This window comes from Paenibacillus selenitireducens, from assembly GCF_002021565.1.
Lineage (GTDB): Bacteria > Bacillota > Bacilli > Paenibacillales > Paenibacillaceae > Paenibacillus_K > Paenibacillus_K selenitireducens.
Genome location: NZ_MSZX01000001.1, coordinates 651674 through 677266 on the forward strand (window position 1 = coordinate 651674; position 25593 = coordinate 677266).

19 protein-coding genes are annotated in these 25593 nt (G+C 40.7%); 18 read left to right on the forward strand and 1 reads right to left on the reverse strand.

Annotated elements, in window-relative coordinates:
• The first annotated feature begins 77 nt into the window (after positions 1–77).
• The 4 genes from BVG16_RS02975 to BVG16_RS02990 all read left to right on the forward strand — a co-directional run bounded on the left by BVG16_RS02975 (position 78) and on the right by BVG16_RS02990 (position 3151).
• Complete coding sequence (locus BVG16_RS02975; protein WP_078497024.1) at positions 78–509, forward strand: hypothetical protein; 432 nt, start codon at positions 78–80, stop codon at positions 507–509.
• 147 nt (positions 510–656) lie between these two features.
• Positions 657–1040, forward strand: coding sequence for a hypothetical protein (locus BVG16_RS02980; RefSeq protein WP_078497025.1), 384 nt, complete (start codon positions 657–659; stop codon positions 1038–1040).
• A gap of 102 nt (positions 1041–1142) precedes the next feature.
• Complete coding sequence (locus BVG16_RS02985) at positions 1143–1841, forward strand: response regulator transcription factor (RefSeq protein WP_078497026.1); 699 nt, start codon at positions 1143–1145, stop codon at positions 1839–1841.
• Positions 1841–3151, forward strand: a complete 1311-nt coding sequence (locus BVG16_RS02990; RefSeq protein ID WP_078497027.1) for a sensor histidine kinase — start codon at positions 1841–1843, stop codon at positions 3149–3151. The genes BVG16_RS02985 and BVG16_RS02990 overlap by 1 nt, the downstream gene beginning before the upstream one ends.
• A gap of 69 nt (positions 3152–3220) precedes the next feature.
• Here BVG16_RS02990 and BVG16_RS02995 read toward each other — a convergent pair whose 3' ends face one another.
• The gene (locus BVG16_RS02995; protein WP_078497028.1) at positions 3221–3940 is read right to left on the reverse strand and encodes a Crp/Fnr family transcriptional regulator; all 720 of its coding nucleotides are present in this window, start codon (positions 3938–3940) and stop codon (positions 3221–3223) included.
• Between the two features lie 321 nt (positions 3941–4261).
• Here BVG16_RS02995 and adhE point away from each other — a divergent pair, with 321 nt between their 5' ends.
• The 14 genes from adhE (at position 4262) to BVG16_RS03065 (ending at position 25472) form a co-directional block, all read left to right on the forward strand.
• The gene (gene adhE / locus BVG16_RS03000) at positions 4262–6877 is read left to right on the forward strand and encodes a bifunctional acetaldehyde-CoA/alcohol dehydrogenase (RefSeq protein WP_078497029.1); all 2616 of its coding nucleotides are present in this window, start codon (positions 4262–4264) and stop codon (positions 6875–6877) included.
• A 175-nt stretch (positions 6878–7052) separates the two neighbouring features.
• Complete coding sequence (gene pflB, locus BVG16_RS03005) at positions 7053–9320, forward strand: formate C-acetyltransferase (RefSeq protein WP_078497030.1); 2268 nt, start codon at positions 7053–7055, stop codon at positions 9318–9320.
• A 60-nt stretch (positions 9321–9380) separates the two neighbouring features.
• A complete protein-coding gene (pflA, locus tag BVG16_RS03010; protein WP_078497031.1) occupies positions 9381–10118 on the forward strand; it encodes a pyruvate formate-lyase-activating protein in 738 nt (245 codons plus the stop codon).
• Positions 10119–10313: 195 nt separating this feature from the next.
• Entirely contained in the window at positions 10314–11069 is a 756-nt protein-coding gene (locus BVG16_RS03015; RefSeq protein WP_078497032.1) for a LytR/AlgR family response regulator transcription factor, read from the forward strand.
• Positions 11070–11413: 344 nt separating this feature from the next.
• Entirely contained in the window at positions 11414–11944 is a 531-nt protein-coding gene (locus BVG16_RS03020) for a MauE/DoxX family redox-associated membrane protein (protein WP_078497033.1), read from the forward strand.
• Between the two features lie 40 nt (positions 11945–11984).
• Positions 11985–12605 carry a hypothetical protein gene (locus BVG16_RS03025; protein WP_078497034.1) on the forward strand — a complete coding sequence of 207 codons (621 nt, stop codon included), beginning with the start codon at positions 11985–11987 and terminating at the stop codon, positions 12603–12605.
• A gap of 250 nt (positions 12606–12855) precedes the next feature.
• Positions 12856–14691 (forward strand): ABC transporter ATP-binding protein, encoded by a 1836-nt coding sequence (locus BVG16_RS03030; protein WP_078497035.1) that lies wholly within the window; start codon positions 12856–12858, stop codon positions 14689–14691.
• A 183-nt stretch (positions 14692–14874) separates the two neighbouring features.
• Positions 14875–16242, forward strand: coding sequence for an extracellular solute-binding protein (locus BVG16_RS03035; protein ID WP_078497036.1), 1368 nt, complete (start codon positions 14875–14877; stop codon positions 16240–16242).
• A gap of 73 nt (positions 16243–16315) precedes the next feature.
• Positions 16316–17200: a carbohydrate ABC transporter permease gene (locus BVG16_RS03040; RefSeq protein WP_078497037.1), complete on the forward strand. Its 885-nt coding sequence runs from the start codon at positions 16316–16318 to the stop codon at positions 17198–17200.
• Positions 17200–18030: a carbohydrate ABC transporter permease gene (locus BVG16_RS03045; RefSeq protein WP_198957405.1), complete on the forward strand. Its 831-nt coding sequence runs from the start codon at positions 17200–17202 to the stop codon at positions 18028–18030. The genes BVG16_RS03040 and BVG16_RS03045 overlap by 1 nt, the downstream gene beginning before the upstream one ends.
• Positions 18031–18055: 25 nt before the next feature.
• Positions 18056–19882, forward strand: a complete 1827-nt coding sequence (locus tag BVG16_RS03050; protein ID WP_078497038.1) for a cache domain-containing sensor histidine kinase — start codon at positions 18056–18058, stop codon at positions 19880–19882.
• On the forward strand, positions 19854–21455 hold the full coding sequence (locus BVG16_RS03055) for a response regulator transcription factor (protein ID WP_078497039.1): 1602 nt from the start codon (positions 19854–19856) through the stop codon (positions 21453–21455). Before BVG16_RS03050 ends, BVG16_RS03055 begins: the two co-directional genes overlap by 29 nt.
• Positions 21452–23074: a glycoside hydrolase family 3 protein gene (locus BVG16_RS03060; protein ID WP_078497040.1), complete on the forward strand. Its 1623-nt coding sequence runs from the start codon at positions 21452–21454 to the stop codon at positions 23072–23074. The genes BVG16_RS03055 and BVG16_RS03060 overlap by 4 nt, the downstream gene beginning before the upstream one ends.
• 163 nt (positions 23075–23237) lie before the next feature.
• Positions 23238–25472, forward strand: coding sequence for a copper amine oxidase N-terminal domain-containing protein (locus BVG16_RS03065; protein WP_158081609.1), 2235 nt, complete (start codon positions 23238–23240; stop codon positions 25470–25472).
• The last annotated feature ends 121 nt before the right edge of the window (positions 25473–25593 follow it).

Sequence of the window (25593 nt, forward strand, 5' to 3'; positions counted from 1 at the left end):
GCTTTGACACACTTTTTTTTACGAACTGTATCATAATAGGATAGTTAGATTCATTAAGAAAGTGAGTGTCAACAATAATGTTAAATAAATTACTCTTACGACTAAGTGCCATGTTGTTGATTTTGCTCATTTCTGCGTGTTCTACAACAGCCCATTCGGATCAAGCACTTCAAGTGCAGAAAATGAGTGTGATTGAAGAAGTACCGATGATTACAATTGATATTAACGGTGGAAAACAAGTGCCGAACATTACGAACTCAATACACAGTCAATTTACCGAAGGGAACACGCTCCAACAACTATTGGAAGGCAGTGGTCTCATTAAGCTGTCCAATGATAAGAAGAATATTGTCTCGGTCAACGATGTTGCATTAGACAGTTCACACTTGGATTGGGGCATTCTGCTGAATGGCAAAGAGCTAACTGGGGATCAGAGGATGCAGACGGTCATTCAAAAGGATGATATCCTCGAACTTTTTATTAAAGAAGCAAGCAAATTAACGAAATAGACGCTGCATGGCGAGAAGACATGGTCTTTTCGCTTTTTTTATGCCGTATCATAACAATTCATATACTTTTCACATGATTTTACGATAATCCTCTCATATTTGGGCTGTAAGATAAGGTCATACCCAATCGAGAGGAGAATGAAACAAATGAAAAGATTAAAAAAGACACTTATTACATTAATTACGGCGGCGCTCATGGTGGTCAGCGCAGGTACAGCTGCATTCGCTGCGGATGCCAAAACCGATCCGGTTAAAAAAGCAGAAACAAAAGTCGTGGCAAAAGCGAATACTTCTGCGAACAAGACGGTAATAACGAAACAGGTGCCACAAAAAAAGGCAGCGCCAAAGAACTTAACAAAAGTTGCTAAAGTAACGCCAAAGAAAACGAAAAAAACCGCTAAAGTTACGGCAAAGCATAAAATACACAAAAAACATAAGGTTCATCATATCGCGAAGAAAAAGAAAGTAGCCAAAAAAGTAACGGCAGCAAAGCCAGCAGCAAAGAGCACAAAAACAACAGCTAAGAAATAGCAATCATATAATGGATATGTGGGCGGGAAGACTGTGGGTCTTCTCGTCTTTCATGCTTTCTGGTAATGTAGTTACTAGCCAAAACTAAGGGAGGTATCCGTAATGGCACATATTTTTGTAGTAGATGATGATCCACATATTTTACAATTGATATCAGAATACTTACGCAAAGATGGCTTTACGGTGACATCCTTGCCTGATGGACATGATCTGATTGAACGCATCCAAGCAGAATCCCCAGCATGCCTCATTCTAGATATTATGATGCCTGGCGTAAATGGACTTGCACTTCTTACCTCTATTCGTGCGTTCTCTGAAATGCCTATTATTATGATATCGGCGCGTGGGGAAGAAATGGACCGAATCATTGGCTTGGAACTTGGTTGTAATGATTTTCTTCGGAAGCCATTTCACCCAAGAGAGCTTGTAGGGCGCGTGAAAGGCATGCTTCGTCTCGTTCAAATGTATCGCCCTGGTGCAGTGGATACGAATGCCGCTGAACGAATCACCGTAGGAAATATGACCTTGAGTGAGGAATTTCGAAGGGTTGAGGTTGCAGGGACAGAGGTCATGTTGACTTCACGGGAGTATGAACTTCTGCTGTTTTTGGCAATGCATATCGAGAGGCCCTTCAGTCGTGAACAATTGATTCAGCAAGTATGGAAATATGATTTCATGGGTGAAGTTCGTGTGGTTGATGATTTGGTTAAACGCCTACGCAAGAAGCTGTCTGAAGCTGGAGCGCATTTCTCGATCGATACCCTATGGGGATTCGGTTATAAATCTACGGTGAAAAGCTGATGCGTACCATTCGCAGTCGTATTTTTTTCGCGCTCATTGTGGTTATGATCTTCTCCGTTTCTAGTATGATGTATATGGTGAACCATTTGATTGATGGGATGTTAATGGACCAGACGCATAATCAGCTGCGGATTCAGATGGCGAAAGCGATTAATATTATTGAGAGTGGAGATCAGCAAGACTTAAGCTCCGAGGATCTGGAGCTTCGGTTTCGGGATCGCTTGTATTACGCGGATTTCTTCATTCTGAACAAACAAGACAAAATCATTGCCGCAGGCGATGATGAAATGGTGGGTCGCACGGCTCATTTATCCATGAATCATACAGATCGCTTTTTTGAACTGAACCAAGGGAAAATGATGTTCACTCATCAGAACTTGAAAAATGGACTCCGAATTATCGTCTATACACCCATGGATATTCTGAATCAGATATCCAATCGTATCTTACGCGTCTCTTTAGGTTCCGTATCCATCACGTTCGGCGTTATTTTTATTGTTGGATTTTGGTTGGTATGGAATACGACCCGACCTTTGAAGAAGTTGAAGGAAGCTGTAAACCGCTTCGAGCTTTCTAACAAAGGGCCGCATATGCCTCAAGGGGATAACACGGAAATAGGACAGCTCGTCGATACATTTTCCTCCATGTCTGAACGCATCCAGCGGCATCATCAGCATCAAATCGAATTTTTACAGAACGTTTCGCATGAACTGCGTACCCCATTAATGTCGATTCAAGGATATGCATTAGGGATAAAGGATCAAGTCGTATCCGTAGATCAAGGGCTTGAAGTCGTAGCGCATGAATCCAAACGTCTCATTCAGATGGTAGATCGGCTGCTCCAATTAACCCGCCTCGAAACCATAGACGAAGAGTGGCATTATACCTCTGTGGATCTGAAGGATATGTTGGAGCACGCGGTTCAACTGCTAGGCCCAACGGCTGCGGAGCGGCAGATATCGATACAAATTCTGGCTTCGGCAATGGAAAAAAACGTTCCGGCTGATCAAATGTTCCAGATCATTATGAATTTCGTCCAGAATGCCATACGTTATGCGGAAAATCAGGTGAACGTCTGCTTAGAAAAGACAGGGAACGGTTTCTTAATCCATGTAGATGATGATGGCCCAGGGGTACCGATAGATGAACGAGAGAATGTGTTTGAACGATATTATATAGGAAATTCTGGTGTATCAGGAATCGGTCTAGCGATTTGCAAACAAATATCGGATAAGCTTCACGCAACGATAAGCTGCACCGGTTCACCGCTTGGCGGGGCTAGATTTAGCTTTAAATTTCCCGAGACATAAATAAAAACGCCTTTCGTTGCGAAAAGGCGTTTTTTTTATCCAGCTTATGGGGTATGAAATGAATAAGTACTAAATGCGGCAAACGGAGGCAGGACACATCTCGCAGTGACAAATTTCTTGCAGTTGCGAAATGTCTTTGATGACAATCAGACCGCCTTCATACTCAATGGCATCCTTTTTGCGCAAGTCGCTCAACATCCGGTTCACACTTTCGCGTGTTGCGCCGATCATGTTGGATAAATCGGTATGTGTTACTTTTTTATTAATCAGAATTTTATCGCCTTGGGGTTGACCGTACGAATTGCTAAGACGGATTAGCGTCGAGCATAATGCGCCGGGTTTACCATAAAGCATTAAATCACGGAATTTCGTCTGGGTTAGACGGTGATGCTGGCCCATCCATTTCATGAACTCAATGGAGAAATCGCAATGCTGACATAGAAGAAGCTCAAGGTCTTTTTGCTCAACCACGCCGATTTCGGTTTCTTCCATAACTTCAGCAGTGAAGCTGTGACGTCCCGTATTGAAGGGATCCACGTTACCCACCAAGTCACCGGCTTGATACATATACATAATGAGTTCTTTACCTTCATCAGTCGATTTTGTGATTTTGACACGACCGCTTTTGATGTAGAACAACTTATCTGTTAAATCACCCTCCCAGAACAAATGAGATCCTTCTGGAAATATTCTCTCCTTCATTACGACAGTTAGCCGCTTAAAACTTTGCTCGGAAAAGCAGCTTGTATTTCCTAATCGTTCTTCAACGGTTGGAGATAGAAATGTCATAATCAATTCCCTCCCTTTGAATATTCTCTTTTTTAGATGTTAAATTCTAGGATGTGCATTTCTTCACATACTTAGTTTAACACGTTTCACGAAACATAGTAGAGGTAATTTTGATGTAAATTTGAATATTCAGTAAACATTGTGTAAAAAATCACTGACGTACGAAGAGAAAGACCCTAGAAACAAAAGAATGTGAATAGTTTCACAATATGTTCACACTTTGTGAATAATTTCACGTATACATTTGGGGAAGAATACGATATGATGAATGTGTAAGAAGAACTCATAAATCTTTAGTTTAGAAAATGGAGGCTGGAGAGAATGGCAGTGAAAACAACAGAGACCAAAACAGAGAAAACTCAACCAACTGTACAAGAACACATTAACACCCTTGTTTCTAACGCAAAAGTGGCATTAAACGAATTTATGGGCTTTAACCAGGAACAAATTGACAGTATCGTTCAAGCAATGGCTTTAGCTGGGTTAGACCAACATATGCCGCTTGCCAAAATGGCGGTAGAAGAAACGGGTCGCGGTGTGTATGAAGACAAAATCACAAAGAACATCTTTGCGACAGAGTACATTTATCACAGTATCAAGTACGATAAAACGGTTGGCGTGATTGAAGACAACAGCTATGACAACTTCCAAAAGATTGCGGAACCTGTAGGGATTGTGATGGGGATTACCCCAGTAACGAACCCAACGTCGACAACGATGTTTAAAGCTCTCATTTCCATTAAAACTCGAAACCCCATTATTTTTGGATTCCATCCATCGGCTCAAAAATGCAGCGTTGAATCCGCAAGAATTCTGCGTGACGCAGCTGTAGCGCATGGCGCACCTGCGAACTGTATCCAATGGATTGAATATCCATCCATGGAAGCGACAGATGCCTTGATGCATCACCCTGATGTTGCACTCATCTTGGCAACAGGTGGATCCGGCATGGTCAAAGCAGCTTACAGCTGTGGTAAACCAGCACTTGGCGTAGGACCGGGTAACGTGCCGGCATTCATTGAGAAAACAGCGAATATCCAACAAGCAGTAACGGATCTGATTCTTTCCAAAACATTTGATAATGGGATGATCTGTGCTTCGGAACAAGCTGTCATTATTGAAGAGCCGATTTTTGATAAAACGAAAAAATTAATGCAAGACAACGGATGTTACTTCCTTTCCAAAGAAGAGGTAGCCAAACTGTCCGGAAGTGCTATGAAACCTGAGACATGTGCAGTAAATCCAGCGATCGTAGGTCAACCTGCAACAAAAATCGCTGAGATGGCAGGCATCAAGGTTCCAGCAGATACCAAGATTCTAATTGCTCAATTGGATGGCGTAGGTACAGACTATCCATTATCAGCAGAGAAGCTCAGTCCTGTTCTGGCTTGCTACAAAGTTAAAGATGCACAAGCAGGTATCGATCGTGCAGCGGAAGTTGTGTCATTTGGTGGAATGGGTCACTCTTCAGCTATTCATTCCAACGACCAAGATGTGATCGCACGTTTCGCGGATCGTCTGCAAACAGGACGTATTATTGTAAATTCGCCATCGACACATGGTGCGATCGGTGACATCTATAACACCAACTTGCCATCATTGACCCTTGGTTGCGGTTCGTACGGACGTAACTCAACATCCTCGAACGTAACAGCCGTAAACTTAATTAATACGAAAAGGGTGGCGCATCGTACCGTGAATATGCAATGGTTTAAAGTACCTAACAAAATCTACTTTGAAAAAGGCAGCACGCAATATCTTGCAAAAATGCCTGACATTACACGCGTATTGATCGTAACCGACCCTGTCATGGTGAAATTGGGTTATGTCGAAAAAGTCGAGCATTACTTGCGTCAACGTCAAACACCCGTTGCGATCGAAGTGTTCTCTGATGTAGAACCAGATCCATCGACAGCGACCGTTGAACGTGGTACAGCTTTAATGAATTCTTTCCAACCAGACTGTATCATCGCGCTAGGCGGAGGATCTCCAATGGATGCTGCCAAAGGCATGTGGGTGTTCTATGAGTACCCGGATACAGACTTCAACGATATGAAACAAAAATTTATGGATATCCGCAAACGGATTTATAAATACCCACGTCTTGGACAAAAAGCTAAATTCGTAGCGATTCCAACGACTTCGGGTACAGGTTCTGAAGTGACTTCGTTTGCCGTAATCACGGATAAAGAAAAAGGAAACACGAAATATCCGTTGGCTGATTATGAATTGACGCCAGACGTAGCGATTATCGATCCGGAATTTGTATACTCCTTGCCAAAAACTGCAGTTGCAGATACAGGGATGGACGTATTGACTCATGCGATTGAGGCCTATGTCTCCGTTATGGCGAGTGACTTTACAGATGGTCTTGCCATCAAAGCGATTCAGCTTGTGCATCAATACTTGTTGAAATCCGCGAATGAAGCAGATCCATATGCTCGTGAGAAAATGCATAATGCATCGACGCTTGCAGGTATGGCTTTCGCGAATGCTTTCCTAGGGATTAACCACAGCTTAGCGCATAAATGGGGAGCACAATACCACACAGCGCATGGTCGTACGAATGCGATTCTTATGCCGCACGTTATTCGATACAACTCGAAAAAACCAACGAAATTTGCTTCGTTCCCGAAATATAGCCATTTCGTTGCGGATGAGCGTTATGCAGAGATTGCACGTATTATCGGATTGCCAGCGAAAACGACAGAAGAGGGGATTAACAGCCTCATTAACTGGATTCGTGATATGAACAAACAGTTGGGTATTCCGGAATCGTTCCAAGCAATTGGCTTTGATGCGAAGGATTTCGAATCCCGCGTGGATTATTTGGCAGACCGTGCATTTGAAGACCAATGTACGACAGCAAATCCGAAATTACCACTGGTGACAGAGCTTGCTGATGTATACCGCAACGCCTTCTACGGTAAATTTTAATAAAATGTAGCCATTTGGTGACGAATCGGTACAGTGACGTAAAGGTGTGATAATTATCACACCTTTATTGTGACTAAAGATATACAATACAAAGTGTACAGAGATAGTGAAAAAAGTTACAAAGTTTTACTAACTGCATTTTATAAGCAGAAAAAGAGATAACGGAGGGATTTCGATGTCGGTGATCGAAAGAGAAGTTATGGACAAACAACAACAAGATGGATGGCGTGGATTCAAAGACGGTAAATGGAAGAAAGAAGTGAACGTGAACAATTTTATCGGCTTAAACATTAGTCCTTATATTGGTGACGAGTCTTTCTTGGCAGGTCCAACGGAGAATACAACAGCCCTTTGGAAAATCGTTTCCGAACTAACAAAAAAAGAAATTGCTAACGGCGGCGTGTTGGACGTGGATGTGAATCATCCTTCAACAATTATTTCACATGGCCCAGGTTACTTAGATAAAGATAAAGAGCAAATCGTGGGTGTTCAGACGGATGAACCGTTCAAACGTTCGATCCAACCATTCGGCGGGATCAAGATGATGATCGATGCCACCAAAGCCTATGGTTTTGAATTGCCACAAGAAATCATTCACATGTTTACGGAAATTCGCAAAACGCATAACCAAGGCGTATTTGATGCTTATACATCCGAGATGAGAGCAGCACGTAAAGCCGGTATCATTACTGGGTTGCCAGATGCTTACGGTCGTGGTCGGATTATCGGTGACTACCGTCGCGTATCACTTTACGGCGTTGACTTCTTGATCAAAGAAAAACAAAGAGATTTGAAAAACCTTGAAGTGGATTCCATGGATGCGGACACGATTCGTGATCGTGAAGAAATCTCCGAGCAAATTCGTGCTTTAGGCGAATTGAAAAAAATGGGTGAAATGCACGGGTTTGATATTTCTAAACCAGCAACAACGGCGAAAGAAGCATTCCAATGGTTGTATTTCGGATACTTGGCTGCCATCAAAGAACAAAATGGTGCGGCAATGTCCTTAGGCCGTACATCTTCATTCCTTGATATTTATGTTCAACGTGACCTTGAAGAAGGCGTGTTAACAGAAGAGACAGCACAAGAATTAGTTGACCATTTCGTAATGAAATTACGTATCGTTAAATTCTTGCGTACACCAGATTATAACGAATTGTTCAGTGGTGACCCAACTTGGGTAACAGAATCCATTGGTGGTATGTCCGTGAACGGCGATACACGTGTAACACGTAATAGCTTCCGTTTCTTGCATACTCTTTATAACCTTGGACCTGCTCCAGAACCGAACTTAACGGTATTATGGTCTACAAAATTGCCAGAAGGCTTCAAGAAATATTGTGCGAAAGCATCCATTGAAACAAGCTCGATCCAATATGAAAATGACGATTTGATGCGTCCTTACTTCGGCGATGATTATGGTATTGCATGTTGCGTATCCGCAATGCGAATCGGTAAACAAATGCAATTCTTCGGTGCTCGTGCGAACTTAGCAAAAGCATTGTTATATGCCATTAACGGTGGCGTGGATGAGAAATCAGGCGCTCAAGTATCACCAGAGTTCCCGAAAATAACTTCCGATGTGCTTGATTATAATGAAGTTATGAAACGTTACAAAAATGTGATGGAATGGCTGGCAAAATTGTATGTAAATACATTAAACATCATTCACTTCATGCATGATAAATACTCCTACGAGCGCATTGAAATGGCATTGCATGACAAAGAGATCCTACGTACGATGGCTTGTGGGATTGCAGGTCTATCCGTTGTAGCTGACTCCTTGAGTGCGATCAAATATGCGAAAGTTCGTCCAATTCGTAATGAGCAAGGTATCGCGATTGACTTTGAAGTTGAAGGCGAATTCCCGAACTATGGTAACAATGATGATCGGGTTGACTCGATTGCTACAGAATTGGTTGAGACATTCATGGGTATGATTCGCAAACATCATACGTACCGTAATTCCTTGCCAACACAATCTGTTCTTACCATTACTTCGAACGTTGTATACGGTAAGAAAACAGGTACGACTCCAGATGGTCGTAAAGCTGGCGAACCATTTGCACCAGGTGCAAACCCAATGCATGGACGTGATAAAAAAGGTGCTTTGGCTTCCCTAAGTTCAGTAGCTAAACTTCCATATGAACACAGCTTAGACGGTATTTCGAACACATTCTCGATCGTACCAAAAGCACTTGGTAAAGACGAAGATCAACGCAAAACGAATTTGACATCCATGATGGATGGATACTTCGGCAGCGGCGCGCATCACTTGAACGTCAACGTCTTTGCTCGCGAGCAATTATTGGATGCAATGGATCACCCAGAGAATTACCCGCAATTAACAATTCGTGTATCTGGATATGCCGTTAACTTCATCAAATTGACGAAGGAACAACAAATGGATGTAATTAACCGTACCTTCCATGGTTCCATGTAACCATCAGCAGCAGAGGATATTCTAGACAGCGCAGTATATGCAGAGAGGTGCGTGAATCAGGTGGATGGACGTATTCATTCGCTAGAAACTTTCGGAACCGTAGATGGCCCTGGTATTCGTTTCGTGTTATTCATGCAAGGCTGTGCAATGCAGTGCCAATATTGCCATAATCCTGATACATGGGATACAACGAAAGGCAAGCATGTAACGATTGAGGAAGTTCTCAAGGAAATAGAACCGTATTTGACATATTATAAAACCTCTGGAGGCGGCTTGACCGTCTCTGGAGGAGAACCAACGCTGCAGGCGCCGTTCGTAGCGGAATTGTTCCGTCAAGTGAAGGAACGGTGGAATTTGCATACGACATTGGATTCCAATGGATTTAATGATCCCGAGTCCGAAAGGATGCAAGAGTTAATGGAAGTGACGGATTTGGTGCTATTAGATATCAAGCATATCGACCCGGAGAAGCATCTGAAATTAACTGCACAATCCGTTGAACACACGCTCAAATCAGCGCGTTGGCTATCCGATCACGGCAAGAAATGTTGGATCCGCCATGTGTACGTTCCAGGGATTCATGATGACGAGAATGATTTATTGAATTTAGGTCGATTTATCGGGACATTGAAGACGGTAGAGAAATTCGAAATTTTACCGTATCATCAAATGGGGATCTACAAATGGAAAGAACTCGGACGGGAGTACCCGCTTGAAGGTGTTCCATCCCCGACAGATGATGAAGTTAATCGAGCATATCGCTTGATTGAACAAGGAAGACAATCTGTGCTTGCTTAATAGTAATGTCGATAAAGACTGCTTGTACTTATCTCATAAGTACAAGCAGTCTTTTTTTGTTGTATTTTTCGCAATAAAAGAGAAAATATTTAAAAATTGACTAATTATGTATTTTAGATATATTTTTGTAAGAAGCAATAAGGTGATGAATCACTCTTATTATGCTAATTATTTTCACGGGGAGGTATTTATTTGATGTCCAATTCTTATTCTTGTGTTATCGCTGAAGAAAATGCTCTTTTTTGTCAGAAATTAATTAAAATCGCTGCACAGTTGGATTTGTTTGTAATGGATACTCCTAGCTCAGGAAAAGGCCTTATTGAAAGCGTTTTTAAACATAAACCGGATTTAATTATTACCGATGTCCTTTTGAAAAAAGTGGATGGGTTGTCTGCATGTAAGCATTTGAAAGAACAGGGTATCTCCATTCCCATCATTATTGTGTCCAATTCCATGGATCCTGCCCATTATTCCGGTGGTTTTGAATTAGAAAGTATTGATTATATCAATCTTCCATTATCAATGGATCGTTTTGAACGTGCTATTGGCAAAGCAAAGAAGAGGATCGAGAATCAGAAAATCCTTCAAACGGTAGCCCAGAAACATAAGAAAATGATTAGGATCAAACATAAATATAGAGATATGAATATCGATGAGGATGAAATTGTTTTTATTGAAAAACTCGAAAAAAGAAAGTATAAAATATTTCTAAATGAAGGAATTGAAATTGAAACTTCAACCAATCTCGAACAAATTCAAGTGCAATGCTCTGAATGGGTGATTTCACCTCATCGTAGTTTTCTTGTTAATTTAAAACGAATCAAGTCGGTTATTCCCGATCCATATATTAAAGGGAACTATCAAATTATTTATCCCACCTTTAACAAAATAATTCCTTTAACTCGAAGGCATTTCCCTCTGTATTTAAAACTTATTTCTAGTATTTTTTAACCTTCATTAGCAACATTCTGATCTCATCCATTTCCGTTTAGGGCAAATACTACACCTATTCAACCTTTTTAGCGCCTGTTCATCCTTTTCTATTCGAAAAAATCTAAAAACTATTATTATAGTGATAGTAGTCAACAACAAAGTTGATACTGAAATAAATCGGATGGAGATGAAGTTATTGCGAATGGACAATTTTCAAAGCTTTTTCGAAGCTAGTGAATGTAATGAATCGTTAGATCGAATCGTCTATTTTTGCAGTACAAATACTTTACAAAGTAATGACGAGGAATCATTCAAGCTACCGATGCAAGTGCGTTGGTAATTTGAAACTGAGGTGAAGTGATTTGATTGTATCTCTACTAATAAAGCAGTTGATAGGTTTGGTGTTTATAAGTACGGCATATTCGAAATTGCGCGGTATGGATGTATTTGAAAACGCTATATTAGGATTCATAGGCCATCACATGAAACGAATGATCAATGTTATAGCTAGATGTATCGTTGGATTGGAAATAATATGTGGTGCTCAATTAATTCTTTCAGCATCTTATGGTGCAGAAATCATTGCCATCTTTTTGTTCATTCTATTTTCGGCGGTTATTTTGTTTCATCTACGCAGAAAAACACTTACAACATGTTCTTGTGGGGGCTTTTTAGGGAATGAGATGATTCATATCAGGATTCCAATTCGAAATGGAGTAATGATTTTAGGATTAGTATGGGTGATGATTACACCGCAAACACCATTCCTCCTTCAATCCATAGGAGAAAAATCATATTGGATGACATACATTCCTCTACTGTTTCTTGCTTTATCAATATTAGTTACTTACTACTTTTACGTGAAGGTAAATTCCATTTTGCGTCATGAGTAACATATTGTTTTCTTAAGTTGTGAAATGAGGTGTTTCGATCATGGAATTGATTGTATGGGTAAACTTATTGGTTTCGTGTTTATTGTTATTTTCCTTTGCCTACTTTGCAATTCGTATGGCAAAATGGCAACTGGGTTTTCAAGGCAAGGTGGAAACAGTTATAGCATTGGGGACTGTTACTACCCCGGAAGAAAATCAACGTAAACTTGCTTTTTTCGGACCCCAACAAGGTGATGTTCTGCCTGAGTTCGAAGTTCTTGAAATGAATTCAGAAAAAACAAGATCTATCCAAATGAGTGAAGGGAAAGAAACATTAATATTTATCACACTTGTTGGTTGCAAGGCTTGTGAGGATACACTAGCGAAGTTGGAGTCTTATAACTTTAAGGATTTCCCTTTCGATATTATTGTATTAACGTATATCCACCCAGCAGTCTTACATCCTGAAGAAAAGTTTTTGCATCATAAAAATTTGGTAAACGCGTTAGAATTGCAGCACAAATATATCATTATGGAACCTGGAATTAAAATGCTTGAGATCTCGGGTTTCCCTGCCTTAATTAAAGTAGATACTCATGGCGTGGTTAACGGTACCTATCTAGCTGAAGCCGAATTCATCGATGCGCATTTAGAAGTACTTCCGCTTAAAAAGGTATCTTAATGTCATTCATGAAAGGAGGTGAGTCATATGGCGACTTGTTTTACAAATAGTAGCTGCTCTAGTTCTTATCACGGTTATTATATAGTTGATCCTCAAACAGGAAAGACTACACTTGTATGTTGCTAATTAAAGGTCAACTAGATCCATGGATAAAATAACGGGGCAAAAGACTCAAATAATAATTATTTGAGTCTTTTACTTTTTAGCGAAACAATGTGAATTACAAACGTAAACCGTATGAGGTGTAGGGATGGAAAATAAAACGAAAATCATGTATTGGATTACGATGATTAGGATATTAAAACCAAAGTTTTCAATTAAACTGTATCTATTCGTAATACTTCAGTGCATTCTTATCTTTGTTCCTAACCTGCAATTAATTCTTACACAAAAGATTGGCGATATCTTGCCTCAGTCAATTGCAGGAGGTGATTACGAAGACATGATCATCTTGCTTGCTATTCAAGCTGGTGCAATGCTTGGGTTGCAGCTTCTTCATGCAACAATCAAAGTTATCGATATTCAACTTAAAAGTCAGTATAAATGTTATCTAGAAGAAAAATTGCATACCAAGCTTTCTAAAGTGAAAATTCCGTTACTGGAGCGTGCGGAAACCCACAATCAAATTTCAACATTATATCGGGTTATTCAAGAATTGGGTTTTCCATTACTGAAAAACTTAATCAATTTTATTCAAACGATTCTTACCTTATTGGTCATGCTATATATTATGCGAAACATTCATTGGGGAGTAATTGCGATAATCGTTGTGGTGAGCTTTGTAAATGTGCTTGCTGTTCAGAAATATATCAAAAAGCAAATGGACATTTACAGGGAAATAAGTGAGCCAGAGCGTAAGGCCAAGTATTTTTCGGGGCTATTTGTAGATAAAGAGATTGTTAATGAAATTAGGATGTTTCGAATCGCAAAGCTTATTTTATCGAAATGGAAGTTATTATTAATAGACATTGAGAATAAACAGATGAATTTAGCGAAGAGGCAAGAATATCTGTATGCGGGTATACAGATAATTACGCATATACTTCAATTTTTTATGTTTCTTATTCTTATATTTTTTACACACTTCACGATTGGCACGTATATGCTCGTATCACAGGGGATTCTTCAGTTGCAAACAACAGCGCGTGATCTAGTAGATTCGATCAAAAATATTCAGGAAATTACGGGCTATCTACCATCCTATTTTTGTGTTATGCAGTTGGAAGAGGAAGATGGAGAGCAGTCGGATTCAAACCAACATTTTCATAACTTAAATAAGGAGATCCGTTTGGTGGATGTATCCTATAAATATGAGAATGCTAATACGTATGCTTTACATAAGGTCAATCTGTCTATTAAGTCACAAGAAAAGGTTGCTATCGTTGGACATAATGGATCTGGAAAAACAACATTAGTGAAATGTATTCTTGGGCTATATGATAATTATATTGGAGAAATTTACTATGATGATATATCTTTGAGACGGTATTCAAGAGATTCGATAAGACAACATATTTCAGTATTGTTGCAGGAATTCGGGAAATATCCGATGACATTAGAAGAAAATATCGCACTAGATTTCAGAAATGACGCACTGGATATTCCAAAAGATGATGTGGTTGATAAGAAGTTATTTGATGCACTGCATGTAAGTGATTCTGATGATTTCATTCGTAAATTACAAACAGGAATCAAAACTTCTCTAAATCCGATCTATGAAAATGGGGTAGACTTGTCGGGGGGACAGTGGCAAAAAATTGGCCTTGCACGTGCGTACTATAAAAATGCAGATATCGTTTTTTTGGATGAACCTACATCAGCTATAGATCCACTATCCGAACATCGGTTATTTACTGGAATGCTGCAACATTTAAGTGACAAAACTGCAGTGATTTTAACTCATAGACTCGGAATTTGTAGGTGGGTGGATAAAATAATCGTTATGGAGAATGGCAGTGTCATAGAAATGGGAACGCATCAGCAATTAATGCAGCAGGGAGGCCGTTACTGTGAAATGTACCAGAAGCAAACGACTTGGTATGGAGAAACAGAAAATATCTTGAAGAAAGAACTCGTAAAACAGTAATTATTGCGATGAAATAAAATAATATGATTTTTTGCCGGGTTTTATTACTACAGTTATTACAATCATTTTTGGAGGTTAGAGAATTTTATCCCCTATTGGTGAATTGTCATCCTTACGTTTGTAGGCACTCCGAACTATAATAAGAATGTAAGAAAAATAAGAGCTTATTGGAGGGTCTTAAGCATGAAGAAGAGTTTTATGATGTTACTCACTCTAGTATTCGTAGCTTCTATTGCACTAGCCGGTTGCGGATCGAAAGCAGAAACAAAAACAACAGATGAGAAAACTCCAACAACTGACGCAACTCAAACACCTACAGAGCCAGAAAAAAAATCAGAACCTTTCTCAATCACACTTCGTCACATTCAAGTTGGTGAACCGCAAAAGAACCGGTTAGCGATTTTGCAAGACGTGGTTAAGAAAACAGAAGCTGATGTACCAGGTTTGAAAATCGAGCTTGACGGTGTAGAAGATAACACGAACCGTAACACGAAATTGCCAGCCGAGATGGCAGCGGGTAATGTACCTCAAATTTTCGACTTATTCGGCGGTACGAAAGATGCTCAAAAATATGCACAAGCAGGTAAATTGTTAGACCTAACTCCAATCATCGAAGAACTTGGCATTAAAGATCAATTCATGGATCTTTCCGCGTTCAGTGTAGATGGTAAAGTGTATGGTTTGCCGATTGGTTCCAGTGCTGAAGGAATGTACTACAATACAGAAATCTTCACGAAATATAACTTGACAGCACCAAAAACTTGGGATGAGTTCGAAAATATTCTAGCAACATTGAAATCGAACGGTGTTACTCCGCTTGCTGGCTTTGCTAAAGATGGTTGGGCAGCTGCGATGTTGCCAAACTCCTTATGGGCAAGATATGCTGGACCTGAATTCATCGCTGGTCTAAAAGATAACACTAGTGACTGGACTAGTCCAGAGATTACTGCTGCAATGACAAAATTAGATGAGTGGAACAAAAAGGAATACTTCGTTAAAGGTCAATTGGGAATTGACTATGCAGGACGTATTGGTCAAATCTCGACAGGCAAAGCTGCATTGATGTTTGACGGATCTTGGTCCTCCTCCTCATTCGCTGACCCTAAACAAGCAGGGGATGTTGTTGGTAAAATTGGCTTCTTCTTCTTGCCTCCAGCTCCTGGCGGTAAAGGTGACCAAACAGCTGTTAATGGTAACTCTTCTGCCAACGGATATGGTTTCAGAGCAGACTTGAACGAAAATGAACTTAAAGCAGCTAAAGCATTTATCAAGAACATGTATACGCTTGAAAACCAAGAAAAAGGCTTGTTGACTGATAATACATTGCCTTCGATGAAATTACCGAAAGAAAGCACTGATAAAGTAACTGACCAAATCGTTCGTCAAGTAACAGAAGGTATGAGTGCTGCTGGCGCATTATTCCCAGTGTTTGATGCTTTTGTAACTTCTGAAGTGAACACAGCCATTGAACAAAACGTTCAAAAATTGTTTAGTGGAAAAATCACGCCTGCAGAGTTTGGACAAAACGTAGCAAAAGCTGCTGGCAAATAAGATTGATTAGATTCCGTTGGAGGTATCGCCCGCCCTGGTGGGCGATACCTTTTTCACTAGAGGAGGGACTACCATGAATAAGGCATTAAGAAACCCAGCGATATATATATTGTTTATTGTGCCGTCACTCATACTGTACTTTTTATTCTTTATTTACCCGTTAATCACTTCTGTCTACTATGGCTTTACGGATTGGGATGGTTTGAATAATCCGCAGTTTGTCGGATTTGATAATTTCGTTAAGTTATTCGAGGATGCTGATTTCTTGCATTCGATTCTAAATAACATTTATTTTATTTGCTTCTCTGTAGGGATTCAAGTTCCATTAATTATACTTTTTGCATTGCTTATAGGATCTGTTAAGAGATTCCAACGTCTATATAAAACGACGGTATTCTTACCATCGATCTTATCGACTTCTGTAATCGGGATTTTATGGGGATTTATTTACGATCCAGATATGGGTTTGCTCAATCGTTTTTTAGGGTTGTTTGGCGTTGATACGATTTATTGGTTGTCTGATGAAAAAACCGCATTTCTTTCAATATTAATCACAAATGCATGGCAATGGATGGGATTCTATATTGTGCTTGTCTTGGCAGCAATTCTAGCCATTCCAAAAGAGTTGACAGAAGCAGCAGCAATCGACGGTGCAACTGGATTTCAACAAGCAACAAAAATTACAGTACCGCTAATAATGCCGATTATTTCCGTAGTTATTATGCTTTCCATCGCAGGTGCGATGCGGGTAGTTGATATCGTTATCGTCATGACTAAAGGTGGTCCGGCAGGGTCGACGGATGTAATGGCTTCTTATATGGTGTCGAGAGCATTCAGTTATGGTCAGTATGGTTATGGTACGACAATTGCCTTAATCATCTTCGTATTCTCGTTAGTTCTTACAGCCCTCTATCAGATTGCATTTAACAGAAAAGCAAGTGAAGGGGTTGAATACTAATGATGAAATCAATCAAGAAAATATCTCCTCATTTTGTATTACTTCTTTATGTGGCTGTTATTCTATATCCATTTGTTTTCGTTATTCTGTCTTCATTTAAAACGAATAACCAAGAGATACAAAGCAATCCTTGGGGACTTCCTAACGTATTTACCTTTTCAAACTATTCTGAAGTTTGGGTGAAAGGTAAAATCAGTGTTTATTTCTTTAATAGTTTGTACTTGTCTTTAGCAGCGGCAGTTTGTGGTGTAATCTTAGCAGCCATGATGTCCTTTGCGATTACTCGTATGAAATTCACGAAATCTAGTAAATGGTTGTATCAATTCATTCTTGTTGGTATGTTGATTCCAGGGAATGCATTGTTTATCGCACAATATATTCTCGTTGCTGACATGGGTATTCTTGGTACGCACTGGGCTTTGTTCTTACCATATACTGCAGGTGCAATACCTTTGAGTGTTCTCTTGGTTTCTGCATTTATGAAAGCCATTCCTAGTGAAATTGAAGAAGCGGCGGTTATTGATGGATTGAGTGCTGGTGGAATGTTTGTTAGAATAATATTACCACTCACGGTACCAGCGTTAGTCACTGTATTTATTGTTAACTTCTTGGGTAACTGGAATGAGTTCCTATTATCTAACTTCTTCTTAAGTAAAGACTCGCTAAAAACGCTCCCGACAGGGATGGCTGGATTTAGAGATGCCTTCCAAACAAACTATGCATTGGTATGTACAGGGATTATTTATAGTGTGGTACCTGTATTTATCTTGTACGCTGTATTGCAAGAAAAAATTATCGCTGGCCTAACAGCGGGTAGCGTCAAAGGATAAGACATAAAGGAGCGATAAAATTGGTATGAATTTAAGATTCAAACTATTCACAGCATTTTTATCGCTCATTATTATTCCTTTGGTGGTTATTGGTACATCGGCATACTTTTTTATCTCAGATATGATCGAAAAAAAATATTCGCAACAATCTGAAATTACGTTAAAAGCGATTAGTCAGAGTGCGAATATTCTTTTTATGGAAATGGATAAAGTGACTGATAGCACCATCGCGAGTAAAGCCATTCAAGACGTGTTACTGAATGGTTCGGCATACGCAGAAAATGATCCGATTAAAATGAATAAATTGCAAACAGAATTCAGGGATATGCTCGTATTGCATCCATCCGTGAGTTTTGCGTATATGTATACATTTAGAGACTCGGGCATTACGAAAATATATTCCCGCGGAAACTCAAATGAAATGGATTTTGAAGCATTTAAACATTATTCCCTTTATCGAACGGTGATTCAAAGAGACGGTATACCCAAATGGGTAGGTCCTTATGAGCATCCGGAGTTGACAGGGGATGAGTCTGTTTTTACCCAAATTCGTGTTGTCAAAGATATCTCTACACTTGCGAATCAAGGTGTCTTGTTCGTTCAAATTAAAAGCTCGGGTCTTGAGTCGTTGTTCAGAACGTTTCGGGTAGATCAGGATGCTCATGATATTCGATTTTTTATTGTGAATGATGAGGGATTGGTTTATTTTGATAGTTCAAATCAATTGCAAAAAGATAATATCAAGAATTATCTTAAGAAAAATGTAAAGCTAGGTAAAAGCTTTCAAAGTAATCGTATGATGTTCGATGGAAAAGAAAGCGTAGTTTCAAGCTCTGGACTTGGAAGAGAGAATTGGCATATCGTTTCTGTTACTTCATGGGATTCCTTATCTAGGGAAGTGAATCTATATATCAAATGGTTAGCAATTTTAATTTCATTATCTTTACTCGCCGCATTACTATTTAATTTGATATTCATGAATCGGATTACCCGTTCTATTACACACATTGTACGATTAATGCGTCGTGTGGAGGAAGGGGATATGTGGGTTCGTATGGATGAGAGAGGTAAAGATGAAATCAATATGCTATCCAGAGGGTTCAATCAACTGATCGATCGAATTAATGAACTGTTTGAACGTGTGAAGCTAGAACAGCAGCATAAGAATAAAGCAGAGATGCGTCTGTTACAAGCGCAAATAAAACCGCATTTTCTATTTAATACGCTCGAATCTATTAATGTATTAGCCATTCAAAATGAAGGCCGTAAAGTGAGTCAAATGGTCTATCGGCTTGCTAGTATTTTGCGGATAAGCATTCAAGATAAAGAAGAAATCAGTATTTCTCAAGAGATAGAACATCTGCGCAGTTATCTAGAAATTCAAAAATTCCGATTTACGGAGCTTTTTGATTTTGAAATCAATATTCCAGACGAAGTTATGCGATGTACGATTCTAAAATTGACGTTGCAACCACTTGTGGAAAACTCAATCCAACATGGCTTTGATGGGATTCAATTTCAAGGTATCATTGAGGTTACAGGCTCTATCGATGGCAATGACGTTGTTATCATGGTACGTGATAATGGTATTGGAATGTCCAATAAACAGTTAAACAAGTTTCAGTATATGGTTACAGATGATACTGGATCGTTTCGTGTAGAAGATCCCGTGCAAGATGAGCGTCGTGGTTTGGGTGTCCGCAGCGTAGCAGACAGAATTCGTATCCAATACGGATATCGATATGGTTTATATATTTGCTCCGAGGAACAACACGGGACAGTCATTCAAGTTAGGATACCAAAATATGGGCCAGGTGATGTAAATGAAGCTAAAAGCGATGCTCGTCGATGATGAGATACATATACTGAATAATTTGAAGAGCGTGTTGCCTTGGGAAGAGTTAAATATTGAAGTTGTGGCTCTGGCGAGAAATGGGGCTGAGGCTTTAGAAGTCGTAAAAACAGAACAACCTGACATCATTTTTTGCGATATCAGAATGCCTGTTATGGATGGTCTAACGTTCTTGCGTGAACTTCGGAATATTGATTCGGAATGCGAAGTGTTGATGTTAACGGGGTATGAAGAGTTCGAGTATGCAAGAGTTGCTCTGCAAAAAGGTGTACGAGATTACATTCTTAAACCTATTAACTATGAGGAATTGGAAGATATTCTGCGTCGAGTCGCAGGGATTATTCGCACCCATAAAATGGAGAAACAAATGGCAGAGCGAAGATGGGGGAAAATGATAGACCTTGCTTATGAGAAAATGATGTTTGATGTACTCATGGGCTACTCGAATGGGGATGCGAATTACTTTATCTCGGAAGAGGACCAACGTGTTGAGGACTTAGAGTACGTCGTCATGATTGTGGACTTGGACCATTACTCGGAGAAATCAGTGACTTGGAATGACAACGAGCGTAAGCTCTGGAATTTCGCGGTGAGCAATGTACTGCAGGATGCATTAAAAGAGTACCATCTGAAATACGCTGCCTTACAGACACGTGAAGGTGAATGGTGTCTAATCATTCAATTTTACCATGATAGCTTTAATGTTTTGGAAGAGGAAATCCGCGAATGGGCAGGTTGTTTGCAGAACGCTGTGAAGGACAATATCAAAATGGGCGTTAGTGTCGGATTCGATCGTGGTCCTGTATTCATGACAGGTCTGTCGGCAGCCTACAAAAATATTCAACGTTTTCTGTTGGTGAATGCCGAGATGGAGCAAGTGATTTCAGTGCACGATGTCATATCTGACGCTGTGGAGCCAACGGGATCGCAATGGAAAATGATTGAAGATATTGTCTCTGGATTACGGCATGGAGATCGTGCCAAAATGGATAAAACATTACATACACTCAAGACAAGCTTTATCTCTTCCAGCGATCCGTCTTTGAAGCAGGCTGAGAAATTCCTGTATTACTTAGCTATCCACTTGCTGCGTGAAATGCGTGAGATGGATGTATTATCAACAACAGAGGAAGAAGAAGTTTGGACAAAGTTCAAGTATAATGTGAGTGTCAAAGATTTGCTTGTTGCTATTACGGATTTAGTGAATCGCGCACTCGATGTAACGACGAGCAAGAAATCCAGCGAACTGCTGATGATCTCAGCGAAAGATTACATTCAACGAAATCTGGGATCGGATATTGGGATCGATGAAATAGCAGATCACTTGGGAATCAGTTGCAGTTATTTCAGTTTATTGTTCAAAAATTATTTCGGGGAAACCTTCGTTGAATATTTGACGAAGCAGCGCATGGAGCTTGCGAAATCGTTGTTAGTGATTAGTGATAAGAGCATTACGCAAATCGGATCGCTGGTCGGGTATATGGAACGTCGATATTTCACGAAAGTGTTCCAGAAGTATACCGGCATGACCCCATCAGACTATCGGGAGAGAAAGGTGGAGGAACAGGAATGACAGAATTACAGTTAACACTTGAAGAAAAGATTGGACAGATGTTGATTTGTGGGTTTGACGGACTTACACCGAACGATCATATTCAACAGCTGATTGAAAAACATCATATTGGCGGGGTCATTTACTTTAGCCGAAACTATGCGAATGTGAAGCAAATTGCTGATTTATCGTATGAGCTTCAACAGATGAATGCCGCATCCTCGCAAGTTCCATTGTTTGTTAGCATTGACCAAGAAGGCGGAATGGTGGCGCGAATTGATAATGACGAGGTTACGCTCGTGCCGGGGAACATGTCCATTGGCGCTTCGCGAGATGACGAACTTGCGTATGAAGCCGCAGTTATCTGTGCGAAGGAATTACGCCAAATGGGGATTAACGTGAACTTCGCTCCAAGTTTAGATATTAACAACAATCCGAAGAATCCTGTGATCGGCGTTCGGTCTTATGGTGAGAATGCAGATTTAGTCAGTGAGCTAGGGATCGCGACGATCGAAGGTTATCAGAGCTCAGACCTTGCAGCAACCGCAAAACATTTCCCGGGACATGGCGATACAGCTGTGGATTCTCATTACGGACTAGCTTCGGTTCCTCATAATCAAGCACGTCTGATGAAGCTCGAATTAGCACCGTTTATTCGTGCGATTCAAGCTGGTGTAGATATGATTATGACAGCTCACGTGATGTTCCCAGCCTTCGAACCTGAGCAGATTCCAGCCACATTATCCCGTCGTGTATTGCATGACCTACTTCGCGTTCAGCTAGCGTATGAAGGCATTATCATAACGGACTGTCTGGAAATGCATGCGATTTCAAAAGAATTTGGTGTAGCCGAAGGGGCGGTTAAGGCTGTAGAAGGCGGAGCAGATATCGTTCTTGTCAGTCATACCCTTCAGGAGCAGGTTGCAGCCATTGAAGCACTGATTGGCGCTGTAAGATCTGGCCGTATCCAGGAAGAGCAGATTGATGTTTCTGTGAAACGCATTTTAGCGCTCAAACACAAACGTCATGTGGGAGAATACGAGCAGCTTACCGGTTCGGTTGCCGAACAATTCGGAACAGCGGAGCGAAAGGATCTCATCCGTCAACTGACAGAGAAGAGTATTACGCTCGTAAAAGACGAACAGCAATTACCGTTAAACCTATCGGAGCCAACGCTCGTGATCTGGCCGGAAGTACGGCACCATACACAAGTCGATGAGCCGATTGTACAAGCTTATACGTTAGGGCCTGCCTTAGCTGAATTAGGTGCGAATGTAAAGGAATTCCGTATTGCTACACATCCTACTGAAGAAGATATTCAATCTGCGATCCAGCTGGCTGCACAATATAAGCAGGTTGTCGTCGTTACTTACAACGCTGTATCCGAATTACACGAAGGTCAAGTGGAAATTGTTCGTCAAATTGCGGCAAGAAACGACGTCGCTCTCGTGGTGGCATCCACGAGAAATCCATACGATTTGAACCAGTTCAGTGAAGTGAAAACGTATCTTTGCTGTTATGAGAACCGTCCCATGACGATGTCAGCATTAGCGAAAGTACTGACAGGACAACTAAAAGCGCAAGGCAAGCTTCCCGTGACACTCTCACCGGAATATTCGTTTGGAATGGCAGCACAATAGGCAATAATATCATATACAGACCGATATCCAAAAAGCGGATGTCGGTTTTTTAACATTATTTTAACATTGTAAGAAACTTTCTTGGATTTACAACGTCTATATACTTGAAACTTATTTGCCGAACTATATCTACGTACATGAAGACATGAAGAAGGAGCACGTTATGAAAGTATTTAAAACAGCACTTTTATCCACATTCATTATCGCTCAACTATGCATCGGATTACCGGTATCTGCAGAAGCAGCACCATCGGGCGATAAATCGCAGCAAACAACGTACAACGAAACAACAACTCAGACCGACGGAACGACAACGGGAACACCGGATCCAGGAACAGATGCGAATAAGCAGAACCCAACAGATCCATCAATCGATCCTACGAAACCAACAGATCCAACGACGATCGATCCTACGAATCCAACAGGGAATGGAACAACGGATGGTCAGGAACCTAACGGCAAAGTCGATCCGACAACGCCTACAGATCCTAACACTTCAGGACCTGATATCCCAGCAGGATCAGCACAAGACATTCTTGTTGTCATGATGAACAGTGACAAGATGTATCACAATGATCAAGAGATCAAAGCCTTACAGCCTTTAACCGTAAAAAATGGGATTTCATACATCGCTCTCCGTTCGATTGCCGAGCAAGCCGGCTTCGAAGTGAAATATGATTCCACGACCAAAGAAACGATTCTAAAGAGCGGGCAGCAAGAAGTTCGCTTCAAAACGAACAGTGCAGCCTACCGTATCGACGGAAAGTCGTACACGGCGAAAGGTGCAGCATACCAGCAAAACAATGTATTTATGGTGCCATTGACGGCCATTACTTCTGCACTCAAAATTCCTTATACCGTCGACAATACAGCCAAAAAAATTACGATGAACTTAACGGCTCAACCAACAGCTGAGTTTACCGTATCACCCACCAAAGATATTTTTGCAGAACAAACGACCGTAACCTATCAAGATAAGTCTGCTGACCCGCGTGGCTTGGCTATCGTGCAACATCGCTGGGAAGGCAACAATGATATCTTCATGGAACCAGGACAACATACGATAACGCACTGGGTTATGAACGCAAACGGTGTATGGAGTGAACCTTACTCGGTAACGATTACTGTCCGACCAAAGAATTTACCGCCAGTAGCGTTCTTCGAAACCGACAAAGATACTTACAAAATGGGTGAACTCGTCACGTTCTCTGATCAGAGTACAGATGATGAAGATGCAATTACGAAGCGTGAATGGACGAACAAATCCATTGGTTACTTTGAACCAGGGGAAAAGACCATAACATTACGCGTGACAGACCGTTGGGGTCAAGTCGGCGAATTTACAAAAAAGATTACGATTACGAATGAAACGCTATATGCTCATGATGAGTTCTTCAGAATGTACACGCCTGTGGGTGACAAATATACGTTGACGAACAATGACATTCTGAATATGCCCAAAACGCCGTTCGTATCTACGGACATGACACAGACATTACTTCGCAGTAACAGTCCAGAAAGTCTGACAAGTGAAGGGGTTCTATTCCGTGATACGCAACAAGGCGAAGCAAGATTCTTGATACATCACAAGAACATTTCATCTCAGAATCTGAAAGTGTATGCGATCGTAACGAATCCGAATCCCGAACCTACGACAGTTACCATTCGCGACGTTGGGTTTGCCGGACCGAACGAGTTCGAAGCATTAACAGGGAAGTTGTCTGTTGAGCGGTACTTCAAATCGCTGAATGCCGGATCTTTAAATCATACAATTACATTACAACCGGGTGAGAGCAAAGTGATTTTCGACGAACTTAGCGCTCAGAGCATGAAACCTACGCACGTTGTAAGCTTGATGGGTGATGTATATTCGGATCTACCTGTAAATTATCAGGTGGCGGCGATCAATCCTAGCAAAGATATTCTAAAATCCTTACCCAACTTGCCATTATTGCCGCGGGACAACGTTCATATTCGCGGAACTTATGAAAATGCCGATCGATTGATTGAGGTGAAGCAAGTCGTTGGCGAGAAGCCTTCCCGTCTTGTGTTCGCAGACAATAACGATGATCTGTATCTGAACGGAGTCGACAACTCCAATGGCATGCCAAGCATCAATATGGGGAATTACGGCGTGATGTACACCATTCGCCTGAATCATGTCGCTCCAAACACATTGATTGCATTCAATGGTCGCGGTGGTATCTACAAAGGGATTTTCGTGGTCAATGGTCAAATGACAGAAGCACCGAACAATGGCTCCTTGGAGAATGCCAATGATTCGAGCGTCATCTACCGTACGGGTGCTACAGAAGAAAATGTAACGATTCTTTTCACACCTGTATCAGGTAGTAACTTGCCAGTGAACTTGCTGTTCTACCCGTTAGAGAAAAAATAAGAGTATAAGAAAAATGCGAAACCGTATGGATCATCTCTCGATGGCCCATACGGTTTTTTGTTGTTTTTTGCTTGACAAGCGTAAAAGATCGCAGTAGGATTTTAGTTATGAGAATGATTAT